This is a genomic window from Paraburkholderia sp. BR14312 (assembly GCF_040948675.1).
Taxonomy (GTDB): domain Bacteria; phylum Pseudomonadota; class Gammaproteobacteria; order Burkholderiales; family Burkholderiaceae; genus Paraburkholderia; species Paraburkholderia nodosa_A.
Window position 1 is genome coordinate 32,069 of sequence record NZ_JBFPKI010000020.1, and the last position, 16,391, is coordinate 48,459.

The window sequence follows — 16,391 nt, forward strand, 5'->3', positions numbered from 1 at the left end:
AACCAGGAAATTGCCTGGTCGATATTTCATGCCGCATAGCGGCTTCGTCAGACAAAAGGAGTTCCTCCAGACCGCGCGGCCGACCTCAAGCTCATCGATTCCTTCCCATCGAGTCACGAAACTCGCTCGGCAGGCTCAAGATGAAACTGCTAATGACGATCACCGCGACTGCGGGAGAGGCGAGTAAGGAATCACTTGCGCGGCCGGAGGCGCACTGCGCGGTTTGCGGGAAGGGGCAGAACAGCGGTCGGACACCGAGTGGGATGCGGCAGCGGAACCCGCTGCCGCATCCCTTTCATGTACCTGCGAGTGCCTCTGCGCGACCGCCGCGAAGAAGTCAACCAGATTGCCGTCCGGATCCCGAACAGCAGCGAGCGATCTCCCCATGGCTGAGTGGTAGGGGCCTGTACAACGTCTTCGAGTTACCCACACCGCAACAAGCAGCTTGAGTAAAGAAGTATGTGCATCGGATCGAACCGCGAGTTTCCAAAGCCTCAACGTACTTCGCTTTAAGCGTGACGACTACTCGTCGCGCCGAGCTCTCGCGCAAGGTCGAGAAACCCCGCGATGTAAGCGATTTCCTCTTCTCCGTTCCGCACACCTACGTTGATGCATTTGCTGATACCCGGCTCGCCCAGACGAATGGCCCGTACAGGCAACCCTTCGCCCTCTTCTACTACGAGCCAGTCCGGTAACACCGCGACGCCACGTCCAGCCGCGACGAGTTGCAGCATCAGATCGGTTTGTTCGGCCGTCCGATGAAACTTCGGCTTGCAATGCGCAGGCACGAGAAACCGCGTATACACGTCGAGCCGTTCCTTGCTCACGGGAACGGTGATGAGTTCCTCATCGAGCAGATCATTTGGCAAGGCATATTCGCGCGTAGCCAGCGGGTGCGCTTCCGGCAGAACCAGCACCAACTCATAGTCAATTACCGGAAAAAAGACAACGTCCGGCACATCGATCGGGTCGGGCGTAATCAGCAGGTCGATTTCGAAACCAAGGAGCGCAGCAACGCCGTCGAATCGAAATGCTGTGCGCACGTCGAAATCGACATCGGGCCAGGCGGCGAGATAATGGGGAGTCAGTCTCGCCAACCACTTCTGGCACGGATGGCATTCCATGCCTACGCGCAACGCTCCCTGCCTGCCCAAGGCAAAATCGACGAGCGTGCGCTCCGCGTGCTCCATCTGGGGTAGCACGCGCTCAGCGAGGGCAAGCAGATATTCGCCCGCATGGGTACAGCGAAGGCCCCGGCCGTTCTTCGTCCACAACTTGACGCAATGCCGCTCTTCGAACTTTCGGACCATGTGGGAGAGCGCTGATTGTGTGACGTTCAACCGCTCGGCGGCCGCAGTCACACTGCCAAGACGCTCCACTTCCATAACGATTGAGAGGTATTGGAGGTCCAACATCGCCTGTCTCCATTATCCAGACGCGTGCGGTGCGTGCAGCGCACCGCCGCGATGAGTGCATCACTTCGCTTACTGCAACAAACTGGTGCTTCGCGATGTCAGCGCAAATGCCGCCAAACCCAGTATCGGCCCCGGCACCAGAAGCCAGGTCGCATCGAGCCCGACGCGCTCTAACAGGGTCGTCGTCGCTGCAATCGATACCACCGTAATTGCAAAGCCGATCGAGTTCTGTATTGCGAGCGCGCTTCCCACAAGGACCGGCGGGCAGGCTCTCGCAGCGAGCGCTGAAAACTGGGGCGAATCAGCAACAACGGAAGCGCCCCACACCAGGAGCACGACAACGATGACCTCGGGAGACAGGTAGCGCCAACCCAGGGCGAAGGTAAGCCCGCATAGCCCCGACATTCCGAGTGCGCCGATGGCCACCCGCGCGCTGCCAATGTGTCGCGACAGGACGCCACCGATCAGCGAGCCCAACGCGCCAATGCCGATCACGATGAACGACATGCCGGAGACGCTGACGCCCGGAAAATGCACACGTAGCGACGTTCTGGCAACCAGCAGCGGTACCGCAGTCCAGAACGCTTACAACTCCCACATGTGACCGAAGTATCCGAGTGTGGCGGCGCGAAACCGTCGAATCCGGAATGCCTCAAGAACGGCAGGCTGATGCGTTCCGCCGGCACCCTTTGTGCTCGCGTGGCGAGACCTGACGGCAACGTGTGGACCGTCTCCCAGTGCACCGACAATCAATGCCCCGCCAAGCGCCAATATCGACGAGGCGGAAATGATGAGTTGCCACGGAAAGCCAGTTCCCATCACACGCATGGCATGAGGCAGCGCCGTGCCGAGCGTAAGCATCGCAACCAGTTGCGCCAGCCCCTGCCCCGTGCGGTCCGGCGCCCAGCCCACAATCAGCTTCATCCCCATCGGATATATGCCGGCGAGGCAGACGCCTACGCCGAAGCGGAAGATGGCTCCGCTGACGAGCCAGGTTGAAAGCCATGCAAAGCAGAAGTTGAACAGCGCGCCCGCTATTGCACTGCAAACGAAAATCCTGCTCGCGCGAAAGCGGTCTGCCGCCCCGCTCAACGAGATGAAGAGCGTGCCGAGAATGAATCCGCCTTGCACAGCATTCGTCAGCCAACCGATATCGGCCGTACTGGCGTGCCAGATTCGCATCAGGTCGGCGGCGGTGCTGTTGGCGCTGAACCACAGTGCGGTTCCGAAGAGTTGTGCGATGGAGATTGCCGCAACCGGACCTATGCCATCGACGAGGAGTCTTCGCAGCCCCGTTGCTTTCACTGATACGCTCGAACTCATTGTGCTTCCAATGTTGCTTGTGTGACGCCGGCTTCAGATGCCGATTGCTCACACGCGGCACCGATTGACTCGCCGCCTACGCGGCGCGGAGCTGATTGAGCCAAAGCGTGTCCCGCGGGGACGGCCGGCGATGCAGTCGCTTGTCGAGGAGCGCGCGTGCTTTGGCGGCCTCGCCGCTACGCATCAGCGAGACTAGCAGCGTGTCTTCCACGATCTCGCGCTGAGCACCGCTTCCGCCGATGCGTACAACGTCTCCCGCAACGGGTTCGAGGATTGCAGCGCATCGCCCGTAGTCTTCCTCGGCGAATGCGAGCGCAGCGCGGCAAATTTCCGGAACGACAGACCCGGCGGGAAGGTTTCCAGCCTCGACAAGCGCGATAAGCGCATCGACGCGCTGATCAAGCGCCACCTTGTCTCCTGTCGCGGCGGCAACCAGGGCCATGTGGAAATCCGCAAACGCGAATCCTGCCTGTTTGAAATACCCCGACGCATATGTCGCGGCGGCGTCCCACATGCCCGCCGGAACCGTGTAACCGTACGCCTGCATGCGCCAAAGAAACGAAGATGTGTCGCTGACGACATTAATGGGAACACCTAACGATACTGACGGCGCAACGTGCTCTTGATAAACCTCGAGCGCGCGGTCGGTATCTCCGCGCTCCAATGCGATGAGCGCAGCATGCCACGCAATATGGCTATGCAAAATGCCGCTCTTGTCATATTCGGGCAGCCAGTTGCTAATCACGACTTCCGCTTCGTCGTTCGCGCCGGCCTCATACAACACGTGCGCGACTGCATGCGCGGCGTTCACATTGTGCCGGCGCACTTCGAGCGAGCGCTGCGTCAGGGAGCGACCCAACTGAATGTTGCCGTTCTCGCCGTGTGCCCAACCGCGATAGTTGAGAAACCACCAGTCGTCGGCCTCGAAGTGTCGCGCGTGACGCTCGCAAAGGTCGACACGCGCCTGGTTGTGATTGGCCATCCCTGAGAACGCAAAGAGACCAAATGCACCCAGAGGCAAGGACAGGATGACGATATCGCGCGGCCACCGGTCCGTGTGTGCCAATGCCCCGGCAAGCGCCTTCGGTGCCTGTCCCATGATGGCGAAAGACAGGACTTCTACGTGACTGCGCTCGCGTTCCGTCCCGTTGCGAGCCACAAGGTCCATCGCTTTCGCGATCTTTGCGCGTGCCTCGGTCACTTCGGCACGAATGGCGTGCAAACGCGCCCGTGCGGCATAGGCAAGTGCAAAATCCGGGTCGGCGGCAATCGCCTCATCGAGCGTCTGCGCGGCGCCGGGCCACAACGAAAGAAGAAGGTCGATACCGGCCTGATAGCGCTCGGCCGCCAGATCGGAGGTCGTCGAGAGCGGCAGGCTGTAGCGGTCGAGGCGAGACATAGAACAGGTGACTCCAGTGGCAATCGCGAGCTTGCGAACGTAGGCAGCCTGATGCGGCCGCCGGCTCGGTGCTCCGGTACATGGGAAACACCATTAGACCAATTTTTCCCGTGTCGGTATTTCGATGAATCGCCAAGATGTATAGAATATCTGTCAACCGAAAGTTCTGATATGCCTTGGGAAACAATCGAAGCCCCTGCTGGTGTCACGCCCCCGGCGCCGCTGAAGGTGCGCGCCCAGTCGATCCCTGCACGCCATTTTTTCCCCGAGCATTCGCACCAATGGCATCAAATGGTCTATGCGATATCCGGGGCGCTAACGGTCATATCGGAGGCGGGTTCGCTCGTCATTTCGCCGGAACAAGCCGTGTGGTTGCCGACCGGCCTGCGCCATCGAGTCGGGTCGCTGCTTGGCGCCGAATTTCGCAGCCTGTGGATTGCGGATGACACGGGGGGAGCCCTGTCAGCAGGCGGTCCGCGCGTCTTCGCGGTTTCGCCGCTGCTGAAAGCCCTCATCGTAGAGGCGGCAGAGATCGAGGGGCAGGCAGACGACGATGGATACGCCGGCCGCATCACCCATCTCATTCTTGACCAGCTTCGACGCGCTCGCCCGCTCCCTGCGGCGCTGCCGTGGCCGCGCGACGGCGCGTTGACGGTACTTTGCGAAGCGCTTTACACCGACCCGGCCGACGAGCGCGGCCCAGAAGAATGGGGGCAAGTTTTGGGGATGTCGGCACGCACCCTTGCCCGACACTTTGCCGCGGAAACCGGCATGAGCCTGCGCTCGTGGCGGCGGCGGATGCGTTTGTTCAGAGCGATTGAGTTGCTGGGCGGCGGGATGGGCGTGACGCGCACGGCGATGGAACTCGGATACGGTTCGACGTCCGCGTTCGTGTACGCATTTCGCCTCGAGATGGGGAGCAGCCCGCAGGTCTACATGCGAGGCCGCCATGACGAGCTGGCCGGTCGGGCTTCGCCTTAAGCGGGTGTTCCTGTGAAATGTAAAGAAGGGCGGGTTGCCACAGGATCCTGTGACAACCCGCCCTTGCCTCATCAAGCAAGCATGTCCTTCGGTTCGCTCGCTTCGACCACGACGCTAGTACGCGTCGCATCTTTTCTCACATAGAACTTGTAGGCGACAAAGACTATGAAGACCCATACGGCAGACACGACCAGCGAAATCCGCATGTCGGGCAGGATTGCGATTCCAGTCAATACGGCAGCCAGGAAAGCCAGCGCGATGTAATTGCTGTAGGGATAGAAAGGCATCTTGTACGTAATCTGGCTCTCCTCCCCTTTGCGCATCTTGCTCTTTCGGAACCCCATATGGCTTATCACGATTGAGCCCCACGCACAGACGAGCGCAAACACGGTCACCAAGGAGAACAGTTCGAAGGCCTGCTCCGGCATGATGTAATTCAGCAGCACGCCTGCGAACATCGTTGCGAAGACCATCAGAATGGCTCGATGCGGAACCTTGCGGCTATTCGTGACACCCAGAAACGCCGGCGCATTTTTTTGCAGGGAGAGGTTGTAGAAGGTCCGGCTGTTGGTGAAGATGCTCGCATTGACGGCAGACAGGACCGCCATGATGACGACGAGGTTCATGATGCTGGCCGCCGCCGGAATCCCGATTTTCGTGAACACTTCCACGAACGGACTGCCCTTGGTGGTCAACGAGGTCCACGGAAAGACCATCAGCAGAACAGCGATGGCGCCGACGTAGAAAATCAGCAGACGCCAGAACGTTGCGTTGACGGCCTTTGGCATCGTCGTTTTGACGTCTTTCGCTTCCCCCGCGGCCAGGCCCAGATTCTCGACCCCACCGAACGCAAAGGCGACCATGACCATCGCCCCGCAGCGCGACTATGAAGATAATTATTCTTATCACAAGGCGACTGTTTACCTATCAAACTACGCGAATTCAAAAATCGCCGGAGACGGTCCCGCGGCCCGCCCTCCGCTGAACCCGCGGGCTTGCCCGATGCCGGTGAACCCGCAATCCTCAACGCCAGCGAGATGAAAGCGCAGCGCCTGCGCTTCACGTCAGTCCAGGCGTTTGCATCTGTCAACCCTCCACGTTCGCCCCGGTAACTCGCGACGGCGTTAGAGCCGATATAAAAGAATGGTGGTTCACGAGGCGTAGAATACGCCCTTCATTCGACGCCTCCGGATCCGGGCGCGCCGCCACCAATACCCTGAAAATTCAGGCTCTGGGTGCGTCGCTGGCTGGCGAACTGGGCTAAGCGTCAGCCGGGCGAACAAACAAAGGCGTTGGCGGCCTAACGGCAAGAAAGAACGAAGCGCGCCATCTAGCCTTGTACAAGGGTGTTCTCCAAGCGGCCAGGCGTCGGGATATGGGCGTCTTGCCTGGGCGCCTCGTCAGGCGTGGGGAAGCGTGCGGTAGTACGGCACCAACTGATTAGTGAACGAAAGAAACATGCAGACCGTCGCGGTACTCGACTTCGAAACAACCGGGCTTTCGCCGAATCTGGGCGACCGCGCTACCGAGATTGCCGTCATCCTCCTGCGTGACGGCCAGATTGTTGATCGTTACCAGAGCCTGATGAACGCAGGACGGCGCATCCCGTCCGATGTCGTTGCTCTCACCGGCATCACGAACGACATGATCGCGTCGGCGCCTCCTGTATCGAAAGTCATGAGGGAAGCTGCAGCGTTTGTTGGAAACCATCCCGTGGTTGCCCACAACGCCGGTTTCGACAAGCGGTTTTGGCAGGCCGAACTGGGGCTTCTTGGAGTGCCAGCGGAGCATTCATTTGCTTGCACGATGCTCGTCGCCAGGCGGATCTACCCAGGCGCCCTGAGTCACCGCCTGTCCAGTTTGGCGGAGATGCTTCGGTTACCGAAATCGGGTCGTGCTCACCGGGCGATGGTTGACGCTGAGGTCGCCGGCCATCTATGGTGCCGATTGCAGCACGACATCGCTCAAACTTACGGGCTGAAGCGAATCGATCACGCCCTCATGGCTCAATTGCAGAAAACCAGCAAGGCGAAGGTTGCGACATTGCTGGGTTCGCTGTCTGACGACTGAGCCCGCAGCGCCGAACAGCCTGGCCGCCCCCTATCCGTGGGGGCGGCCAGGGAGGCCTTCCAGAGGCACTGTCGCGTTGTCGTGTTGATGACGCAGTCGCTGATCGAGCGCACCACCCGCTCAGGCTGGCGAGCATTTTCTCCAGTCCGTGTGAATGGCTTTGGCCATGTAGACGGCCGCCTTTTTGAGCGGATGTCCCTTGGGAGCCGGGCAGCCAACCATTCTGGGCGGCCTTTTTGTTCCGCGCGCTGCTTGAGGTGGTCCTGAGTTGCCACGTGTGTCCCGTTCGGCGAAGCCGCAAAGCGCCGTAACCTGGGTAGTTGCCCGACTTACCGATACGCAGTTGCGTGCATGCGGTGGGACTGCGCGTTTCTTCCTGTTCAGACGCGGCTCTCACGCGCGGCCGCTGCGAAATCGGACATACGTCATGGGCTTTTTTCGCTGGCGATGAAGAAACGGCTTGCCAGAAGGCGTTTTCCTGTTGCGAATCGCGAAAACCGTTGATACGCTAAGCGCCAGCTTAAGACAGTGCAGTAACGCGAGGCGTCGTGCACCGTCTTAAGCGGTTCTCAACCTGATAGAGGATTATTCATGGCAACGAAGACCGCAACGAAAGCCCCGAAGGCTGCAAAATCGCCCGCACCGAAGGCCGCAAAGCCGACCGCCAGGAAGGCCGCGCCGAAGGCTGCTGTTCCGGCGAAGAAGGCTGCGACCAATGGCGTACTCAAGCCGCTGAAGGAAACATTCACGAAGGCCTCGTTGGCAACGCACGTCGCCGAGCAAGCCGGAGTCGAGCCGAAAGCAGCCAAAGCCGTTCTGGCTGCGCTCGAGGACACGATTCTGGGCTCGGTGCATAAGAAGGGTGCAGGTGAGTTCACACTGTCGGGCCTGGTGAAAATCGGAGTCCAGGCTGTCCCGGCGAAGAAAAAGCGCTTCGGCAAGGACCCGTTCACGGGTCAAGAGCGCTGGTTCGATGCAAAGCCGGCAACGGTGAAGCTGAAGATTCGCGCGCTGAAGAAGCTGAAGGACGCCGCCGCAGCCTGAGGCCCGTTGCGACGTTGACAGGAAGCCCGCCGAGCGGGCTTTTTTTGTTTTCAGGCCGCCGCCACCGCCATCGAGGCCGATCACGACTGCTTGCGGGAATCAGCAGCACGCGTCTTGCGGATGGTGATGCTGTGGATCTTTCAGCTGGCCACCTGCGCCATTGAGTCCAAACATCCGCCCGTCCTGGACTAACTGCGCCGCGCGAAACCGCACTGGGTGCGCCACACGCACGCGTCTCACGCATTCGGCCGTAGTGCGAAACGCACCACCGTGCAGGTCAACGTGCGGCAAGCCTCCGCGTCGACGACCTCGATCTTACTGCACAGCGACGAGGTCAAACGGGCACGGCAGACGGGGGAGGTCTTCGCCAAGGCCAAGTGAGAGTCCGGCCGCACAGACTCAGTCGAGTGCCAACAAGAATAAAGCACTCGCTTGAAGATTCGCTGTCATAGGGGAAGCTGTTTTCGTACCATCAGCGATATCGCTTGATGACCTGCGAAGTCGGTGGCCGTAGGTGCCGATCATCCTTTGCTGACCGCCGTATTTTCTGACCGGCGCGTTGTTGTAGGCACTTCTAAATTAAGTACCCTGCCGCCTGACAAGCTGGTACGGAAAAAGCTCATCTGACCGGCGTCGCCAGACGGCCAGCGCGGTATCCGCGAAACGCTGCAGTTCAGCTGCATCGACCGCAAATCCAAGCTCCATCCTTTCGAACTCCAGCAGTGCGCTGAATCCGGTCCTCACGAGTCGATCGACTTTACCACGCGCCCACATTTCCTCAAGGCGTACGAGCGAATGGGTAAGTGTAATATAAGCCCGCGTAATCGGATGAGGGTGCGGCTCATCGGCCGCGGCATGATACTGCCCACCACCGTTGAGATACTGAGAGAGCCCGCGCACACCTAATACGAATGCCTCAATGAAGGATTCGATATCAATCTCTTCGACTGCCTCTTTGGCAACGACAAGCTGCGCCAGAAGGAACTGCCCGCCGTAGATGTCCGCATCTATCTCCAGCATCTGTGCCGGCAGCAGGCCGACGACATACGGTCCAGGCCAACGGGCAAAAGATACCTCGTCTTCAATCCAGCCTCGCTCCGGCAGCACTTTGTGTTTGTCCATGTAGTCCATGTGACCGCGAATGACATGGGCGGCCTCATGCCATAACGCCATGAGATAACAACAAGTCACAGCCATTCGACTGAATAGCTGGAGTGTCACATCAAGCCGATGAGCATTGCGCGCATGATACGCGGCCAAAGCGGGGAGTAGAAAATCATGACAGGGGACGAGGAGATCCAGCTCATTGAGTGTGATACGGTACCCGCCACTGGATAGTTTCTCAGTCAGGCCACGCGGCCCAAAATCGTCATCCAGTTGCAGGCACACGCGCCTCCCAGTCATTGCAGACACGATCCCCGTCATGCGCGTCGCCTCTGCCCTGCAATCATCCAGAAACTGCTGCTTCGTAAAAAGGGGTTCCACTTTTGTTTTCCGTGTAACAGGGATCATCGTTGAGCAGCTTGCAGCCGGCTATGTCGACAAGGCCTGCAGCTTGGTGATGACCTCCGAAAACGTCTCGTGCGAGGCCAAGTCAACTTCGGACGCGTCCAGCATCTTGCGATCCAGCCTCCCCTGCATGATCGCAAGATGTATCACGTACAATGCACCGCCGCCAGCCAGCACAGGGAATTCGTCAGGGATTCATGGCAAAAACGAGCTGACGAGCAGTGAGGTGTTTATCAAGGCGAGAGTCTGGGTGCTGTTTTGCCTGTTTCTTTTCCAGTTGATCCATGGCGTACTCATGAGCCTCGCCCACGGTCAGAATCGGGTTGGCGTATGAAACTGTCCGGGCCGAGGCCAGCAGTTCACCCAGATAGAGCGCGCCCTCACCGGTGTCGATCGACGATTCCCCGACACGGCACGAATAGAGCAATGCTTGCTGTTCGGCAGCTTGCATGATCCGGTCGTCGTACTTCTGCCGCACACCAGAGGCGGAGTCCAGCGCCAGTGCAGCAGCTTCCATCGATTTTTGGACGGTTTCGGTCATGAGATCGCGGCAGCAATCGTAGATATTGAGTTGCCGGGGAGCAAGCTCCTGCAGCTCGCGCTCGTCGATCAGATCCCCACTGCGGTTGATCTCTAACTGGGTGGAGCGCCGATACCCGCCGTGGCCGCTAAACATGACGACCACGTAGTCGGGCTGCGAAAGCTTCGTCTGCGTGATGGTACGTTTCAGATCCGCAAGCGATGGCCGGACCATGACCACAATCTCCCCCGGCCGCCATGCGCCTCCCCGGTTACTTTGGAGAAAGCGGCTAAAACGCTCGAGGTCGTGCTTGACCCCGGGCAGACCCGATGTATTGCCAATAAGCAGAGCCTTTCTCTTCATGAATCCATCCTGATAGGGGGCATCAACAATCTTGAGCTACCGCCCATGACGGCAGACGCACCATGGGTGGGCCTATTTCCGTCATTCCGTTTTCTGTGCGGGCCCGGCAGTCGCAGCCTCCGCCGCGGCGTCAGTTGTAGACCCGGGCTCGTTCGCAGCAGGTGTGGCAGCAGTCGCCGCCGCAACAGAGGTGTCCTGACCGGACGCGGGCGGTGGACTGGCAACGGGGTCGTTGGCAGCGCCGGATGAGCTGACCGTCGCCTTGCCCTGGGTCGAAGCCTCCCCGGTGTGGATCGCGGTATCAAACCGGCTCACGAGGCTCGGAATCACACGCTCGCTGAGGCCAGCCAGCCCCGAGAGCAGCAGTAGCGTCGGCCAGTGCCCGCTGCCTATCGCGAGCGGCGCGAGGAACAGCCTAGATTTTAGCGCCAGCACCAGGAGCGAAGCACTCGCCATGCCGACCAGTATCCGCCCGAGGGCTTCGTATCTGTGCGCCCTGGGACCTGCTACCGCGTTCAGCTTCAGGTTATTCGCCCGCACGGCGACAGACAACAGTGCACCGAGGCCGCCCGCGATCGCGCACATCAGGATCTCGAAGGCCGTCGGGCCCAGACCATGGCTGATCCATTCCGTGCGTCTGGCCAGCCACAGGGAGAAGCCTGCGATGAACGCCCCAAACCCTACCCACGCGGTCGTTCCGAAATACCAGCCGTACGACACGTCGGGGTTCTTCTGGTCCAGGATGCGCCGCGCGTACGCGAGCGCCGCATCCGCTGCCGCAGCATCCCCCGTCTGCATGACGCGTGCATAGGCCTCCCCAAGCAAGGACCGTACATGCAGGAGCGGGCGTTTCTCGCCGCTGAGAAATGACGACTCGAGTTCCAGATAGGTCACCTCGGTCTGCACCTTCCCGAACTCGGACATCGAAAGATCGTCCCGGTCGAGCAGCCACTGGACGTCATAGCGGGTATCCAAATAGACCGCCTGCTTCTCCTCGACAAAGATGATCTTTCGGACCTGCTTGTCGAGTTCGTGATCGTAGCCGCCCTCACGCAGGTAGAGAAAACCCTTTTCCTCAGCCTTCTTCGTGTCCCCGCGGGCATGACGATCTTTCACCGGCTTGCGCCGGAAAAAATTCAAGTTCATCGTTATTCTTTATTGTCCGTTTCGTTTCACCTACCGTCAGCCGAATGCACTGGACTACCATAAGAATTACTGCGCAAACGCGCTGCTTGAGTCTGGCAACGCCAAAGGAATCCCCGCGCCGGCAGTCGGCTCATCGCAACTTCATTCCAACGGCACTTCGATACAGTCAGACACGCCGCTGAAGTTCACGCAGCTCTTCGTTGTTTGCGAAGTCCTCCAATGCTTTACTTACGAGGCTCTCGAAAGTAATCCCTGTTCCGCCACCCCCTAGCTTAAGCGTTCGTATTGCACTGAACCACTGCGCACGCCCTGTACCCTGCAGACGCAAGACAGCTATATCGCCGCCAGCACGCACCCACAGTTCCTGATCCGTGGGACCGCTAGGGTAAAGGTTTGACATCAGTGCGGTCAAATGTGTCGTGATGTCTTCGCCGGAAGATCCCGTCCGGGCGACGACCTCCGGTTGCTTTGTTTTTCCGTGATACAAGGCAACGCAGAAATTCTGCTCTACCTGCGCCGCCTTGAACACGGGATGTTGCTCCCCGACAGTCTTGACTGGAACACCCTCTGATATGTAGCTGAAGAGATCGAACACGCGTACCTCACCTTCGGCCGTGGCTGCGCCGCCCCTTAGTCCATCCAGAAGCACGGAGGTGAATGCACTGTTCCTGTCTCCTGGCATGATCAACGATGTCTCACTCGGTCGAGATGAAGCCATCAAGGTGCGCCCAACGCCGTGCGCAAGTAGATCCAGGCTCGATTCTGAATAACCCAACTTCACTGCATGCTTTGCTCCTGCCTGCTTCAGTATTGCTGCCCCAGCTGCATGACAGGCATCGATGAAGACAACCAGCCTGCGCGCCGGGATCGAGTTCAGCGCAGCCGACAATTCCGTCGAACTGATCGACGTGGCGAGCAAATCGGCCATATCGCAGTCGGCAGGCAGTAGCATGCTCTCGCTCGCGTCGGCGTCATCGTCGACAAGCGCCCCATGCCCCGTGAAGTAGATGCAGACGGTATCGTCAAGTTTCGCTTTGACCGAAAGCTCCTGCAACGCTGCTAAGATTGCACTGCGTGTCGCCTTCTCGTTGGTAAGTCGGCGGACATTGCCGGGATCAAACCGACAACCGTTATGAGCCGTCAGGACTGAGACGAGGTCATCGGCGTCGTTGAGCACAGCGTCAGGAAGTGAATTAATGTATTGGTAATCTGCGATAGCGATCACCAGCGCGTGACCATTCTGAAACTTCGATGTTTGCGTCATCTTGCGTCCTGGTAGTAACAATCATCGCGACTCGCGTGCTTGTTGACCGGCAATATCGCTATCGGCAAGGAGAAAGCGAAGCTCGTCGTTACCGCCAAAATCCTTGATCATTTCTTCCAATAGACTTCGGGCCGATGGATTGTGACCAAAGCGGACTTTCTGCAGGGTCGACCGCCAGGCTGCTGCGCCGCTTGTATAACGCGGCAAATCTGCGTTGCGTCCGCCCGCACGCGCCCACAATTCTTCATCAGCAGGACCATTCGGATAAAGCTTAGCCGCGAGATGGGTAAAGAACTCCCATTTCTCATCCGAAGTCGGGGCATAGAAGGAAAGCTTCCACTTGTCCGCGTAACCGAGCATATCGCTGCATGCAGTTAGTGCTGGCTTCAGATCGTATCTACCTCGCTTATATAGCGAAAGGAGCGTGTCGCAGACGCCCTTCCAGCGTCGCGCATGCACGAGTCGGCCAAGAGCTTCGGATTGGGCCTCAGACAAGCGGAGACTTGCGGATCCAGACAGAGTAACCCAATCACGAAGACGTTCCTCGGGAAACCCCGCCAACAGCTCAATTGCACGGACCATAGCCGCGGAATCAGTCGCCCGATCTCTCAGCATCTCGGTCAGTTCAGGAAGACCAAGAATCTGATTCTGCAATCGAACGTCAGGCCTGTAGATTTCGTCGCCGTTCCTCGCTCGTTTTAACCATTCGATAGACGTAGCTTGAAGGTACCGCTCCTGCGTCTTGCCTTTCAGTCGCCCCCAGAGGCGCTCGCGCTCAGGATAGTCAGTCAGGTCCGCGAGAGGGGTTCCCGATAGCGCTTCGGCAAGTTGTGCATCTCGAGCGCCTGAGACGATGTCATCAAGGATGCGATTTCGCGTCGCAACCGGATCAGGCGGGGCAGTCCACGCCGACGTCTTCTTTACAATGGCGGCAACCCAGACCTTCTGCACTTCGACTCGCGTGTAGTCGGCACGCAGGAGAATCGCTGGATCATCCGCCACAGCCGTCGCAGCCATGTCGAGCAATCTCGGATCGGAGATATCCAGCGCACAATCCAGAACGTCCTGTTGGCTCGCGTTTCTCAATGCAGCGCGCATACCGGCGACGCTAGCCGGCGCTTGGTCTACGCCGATTTGCCGCGATACCGCCTCCGTCGGTTTGAGGAATGCCGCAAGAATGGCACCGTGCGATATCACCCATCCGCGATCCAAAGCCAGCTCGGCAAGTTCCTCAGCCTGTGTACGGTCGATATGCCTAGGTGTTGCGCTCGCCAGCCAGCAGTCTAACGCTGATTCGCGGGGCAGGAGAGCGAACAGTTCGGATGGTTTGATTTCCGTTTCCAAAAGCCATCGCCATATGGCGTTAGCAAGATCACTTGACTCTGACCGCACAGCTTGTGCAAAGCCGCGCTGAAATGCGCTCCGCCATAGCTCCACTGCACCGCCTGCCCTGACGGCCGCAACGAGCATCAAAAGATGGTGAGCATCGTCGCGAGCTCGAAATTCGTGCTTTGCTACCCATCCTTCCATCGCCAACCAAATGATCTCCGAAGAAGGGAATGCCGAGAAGGATAGATTTCTCATTGCGAGGATGCTTTCGCATGTCCCGGTCATCAGTGTGGATGAGAGCCGATTCAGGATGTCGCTTTTGGTTGCCGACCCTGTAGATGATAGGCAAATACTGTCAATGAAACGGACGGCCGTAAGCAACTCGCCAAGAACGTCACTTCGGGACAACGCCTCGATACTCTCCAAGTGACGTAGAACGCCAATATCCCCAAGTTTAACGGGCAGGTCCCGTCCGAATTCGAGCAATTTCGAAGCATCGGCACTGCCGGCAAGAATTCGTGCAGCGGTAGATTGTGGCGCCTTGTCCGAAGCTGCCGCGACCCGATAGTTCATCCATCGGCCTGCAAGCGACGACGGTGTGCATACAACGGCGGGACAGGGCATCTCGTACAGGTCGTCTGGTCCAAAGCTGAGACGAAAGGAGAAATGTTGCCTTGCTTCCGCCCACAGGTTCGCCCAAAGCGACGCAACCACCCTCTCGAACTCGTCGCAGCCAAGCCTGACAACCGGTGCAGCGCCGCGAGCCGCCAAGGCATTCGCGATTCCGCACAGTTCGGAACTGGTTTCGGGAATCGTCGGCTCCTCAATGAGTTCGAGGGCGCCAATAGGACTAGTCCACTTGCTCGTGGTGAGGAGGCGGTCGAACAGCGTACTGACATTGCGCCAGTGGCAAAGCTCGTCCAGAGGTGCGAGCAACGCGTGAGCGAAGACCATCCCGCCACGTGCCGCAGTGGGATCGGGAAAGGTACGCGCGATAACGTAATGTTTGCGAAAGGGAAAACCGCTGACAAAGGACGACCAAACCGCACCCGGTGGCGTTGCCACTGGTAGGTCCATCCGGTTTGCAATGTCTCGCGCTAACTGCTCCTGTCCACTCGCGTCGCGCAGACTGTGTGTTCCTTCCACTTCACCGTGAATCGCTTGTTCTACTCGCATTTCACCATCGCAATCGTCACGCCATCAAGAGCCGCTGCACCGGCAATGTGATATCAGTCGAGTGCGAGCCGTCGGGCAAGATTACATACCCGAAATGCTCCGGTCCCCGCGTCGCATACGCCATATCACTATCGTTCTCCGTCAGCGACTTTTCGAGTGCCGACAATCCAACAATATCTGGTACCTCCCAGGTCGACTGTAGGAACGCAAAGAGCATGGGGACGCGCTCCTTTAAAACGTCGGCCGGCTTCGTGCCCGCCGCGAGACCAAGCTCGTCCCAGCACGAAAGCAGTACCGAGAGGCCGGGTACGCTCAGCCTGGTCTCGCGTCCCAAGCCCGCCACATACAGCAAAATCTGAAGCAATTCAATCAGCCTCGCTTGATCCGACAGACGCTGCGCTTGAGCATCTGGATTTTGCTGACCCAGCGATGAGATCGGCCGGGTAAAAATATCCTCTGCCTGGCGGACCGTGTTGAGTCGAACAACGAGAATCCAGTCACTAGCTGAACTGACTCGATCTCGCCAAGGCGCCGGGATCACGCGGTTCCTTGTAAGATCCCGAATCTGCTCCCCGCCGTAGTCTGGCCAGATCATCTCGGCCTGACGTTTCTGACGGTCGACGATGGGCCAAACACTTTCGACGTAGGACCCGGCAGCTGTATGGCGTGTGGCCTTGCCTTCCGCGAGGCAGTTCATTGCATCTTCGAACGGCCGGAGATTCGTGGCGGCACCATTCATCTCGAGTTCGCAGCCCTGCACGATCAGTCGTTTGAGAAACTGGGCACCGTAGTGCGTTTTCCCGACGTTCGACTCTCCGATTAATAATATGGAGCGATGCTTTGCTTCCATGT

Annotated in this window: 12 protein-coding genes and 1 pseudogene; 3 read left to right on the top strand and 10 right to left on the bottom strand. The window is 58.9% G+C overall.

Annotated elements, in window-relative coordinates; all coding sequences use genetic code 11:
• Window positions 1-509 precede the first annotated feature (509 nt).
• From AB3X98_RS38385 to AB3X98_RS38395, 3 genes and pseudogenes are all read right to left on the bottom strand, one after another.
• Window positions 510-1,415 (bottom strand): LysR family transcriptional regulator, encoded by a 906-nt coding sequence (locus AB3X98_RS38385; RefSeq protein ID WP_368606253.1) that lies wholly within the window; start codon window positions 1,413-1,415, stop codon window positions 510-512.
• A gap of 69 nt (window positions 1,416-1,484) precedes the next feature.
• Window positions 1,485-2,738: pseudogene (locus AB3X98_RS38390) on the bottom strand (MFS transporter).
• A 76-nt stretch (window positions 2,739-2,814) separates the two neighbouring features.
• Complete coding sequence (locus AB3X98_RS38395; protein WP_368606252.1) at window positions 2,815-4,137, bottom strand: tetratricopeptide repeat protein; 1,323 nt, start codon at window positions 4,135-4,137, stop codon at window positions 2,815-2,817.
• A 171-nt stretch (window positions 4,138-4,308) separates the two neighbouring features.
• Between AB3X98_RS38395 and AB3X98_RS38400 the strand changes: the two genes are divergently transcribed.
• Entirely contained in the window at window positions 4,309-5,118 is an 810-nt protein-coding gene (locus AB3X98_RS38400; RefSeq protein WP_368606251.1) for a helix-turn-helix transcriptional regulator, read from the top strand.
• 71 nt (window positions 5,119-5,189) lie between these two features.
• Here the strand turns inward: AB3X98_RS38400 and AB3X98_RS38405 are convergent, their stop codons facing one another.
• Window positions 5,190-5,987 carry a hypothetical protein gene (locus AB3X98_RS38405; RefSeq protein WP_368606250.1) on the bottom strand — a complete coding sequence of 266 codons (798 nt, stop codon included), beginning with the start codon at window positions 5,985-5,987 and terminating at the stop codon, window positions 5,190-5,192.
• 589 nt (window positions 5,988-6,576) lie between these two features.
• On the opposite strand from AB3X98_RS38405, the gene AB3X98_RS38410 reads away from it, so the two are divergent.
• Window positions 6,577-7,188: a PolC-type DNA polymerase III gene (locus AB3X98_RS38410; RefSeq protein ID WP_368606249.1), complete on the top strand. Its 612-nt coding sequence runs from the start codon at window positions 6,577-6,579 to the stop codon at window positions 7,186-7,188.
• A 591-nt stretch (window positions 7,189-7,779) separates the two neighbouring features.
• A complete protein-coding gene (locus tag AB3X98_RS38415; protein WP_368606248.1) occupies window positions 7,780-8,232 on the top strand; it encodes an HU family DNA-binding protein in 453 nt (150 codons plus the stop codon).
• Window positions 8,233-8,811: 579 nt separating this feature from the next.
• On the opposite strand, the gene AB3X98_RS38420 is transcribed toward AB3X98_RS38415, so the two are convergent.
• From AB3X98_RS38420 to AB3X98_RS38445, 6 genes are all read right to left on the bottom strand, one after another.
• Entirely contained in the window at window positions 8,812-9,717 is a 906-nt protein-coding gene (locus tag AB3X98_RS38420) for a hypothetical protein (protein WP_368606247.1), read from the bottom strand.
• Between the two features lie 211 nt (window positions 9,718-9,928).
• Entirely contained in the window at window positions 9,929-10,624 is a 696-nt protein-coding gene (locus AB3X98_RS38425) for a caspase family protein (RefSeq protein ID WP_368606246.1), read from the bottom strand.
• Between the two features lie 81 nt (window positions 10,625-10,705).
• Entirely contained in the window at window positions 10,706-11,770 is a 1,065-nt protein-coding gene (locus AB3X98_RS38430; RefSeq protein ID WP_368606245.1) for a hypothetical protein, read from the bottom strand.
• Window positions 11,771-11,936: 166 nt separating this feature from the next.
• Window positions 11,937-13,034 carry a caspase family protein gene (locus tag AB3X98_RS38435; RefSeq protein WP_368606244.1) on the bottom strand — a complete coding sequence of 366 codons (1,098 nt, stop codon included), beginning with the start codon at window positions 13,032-13,034 and terminating at the stop codon, window positions 11,937-11,939.
• Between the two features lie 21 nt (window positions 13,035-13,055).
• Window positions 13,056-15,539, bottom strand: coding sequence for an effector-associated domain EAD1-containing protein (locus tag AB3X98_RS38440; RefSeq protein ID WP_368606243.1), 2,484 nt, complete (start codon window positions 15,537-15,539; stop codon window positions 13,056-13,058).
• A gap of 16 nt (window positions 15,540-15,555) precedes the next feature.
• Window positions 15,556-16,389 carry a hypothetical protein gene (locus AB3X98_RS38445; protein WP_368606242.1) on the bottom strand — a complete coding sequence of 278 codons (834 nt, stop codon included), beginning with the start codon at window positions 16,387-16,389 and terminating at the stop codon, window positions 15,556-15,558.
• Window positions 16,390-16,391: the final 2 nt, after the last annotated feature.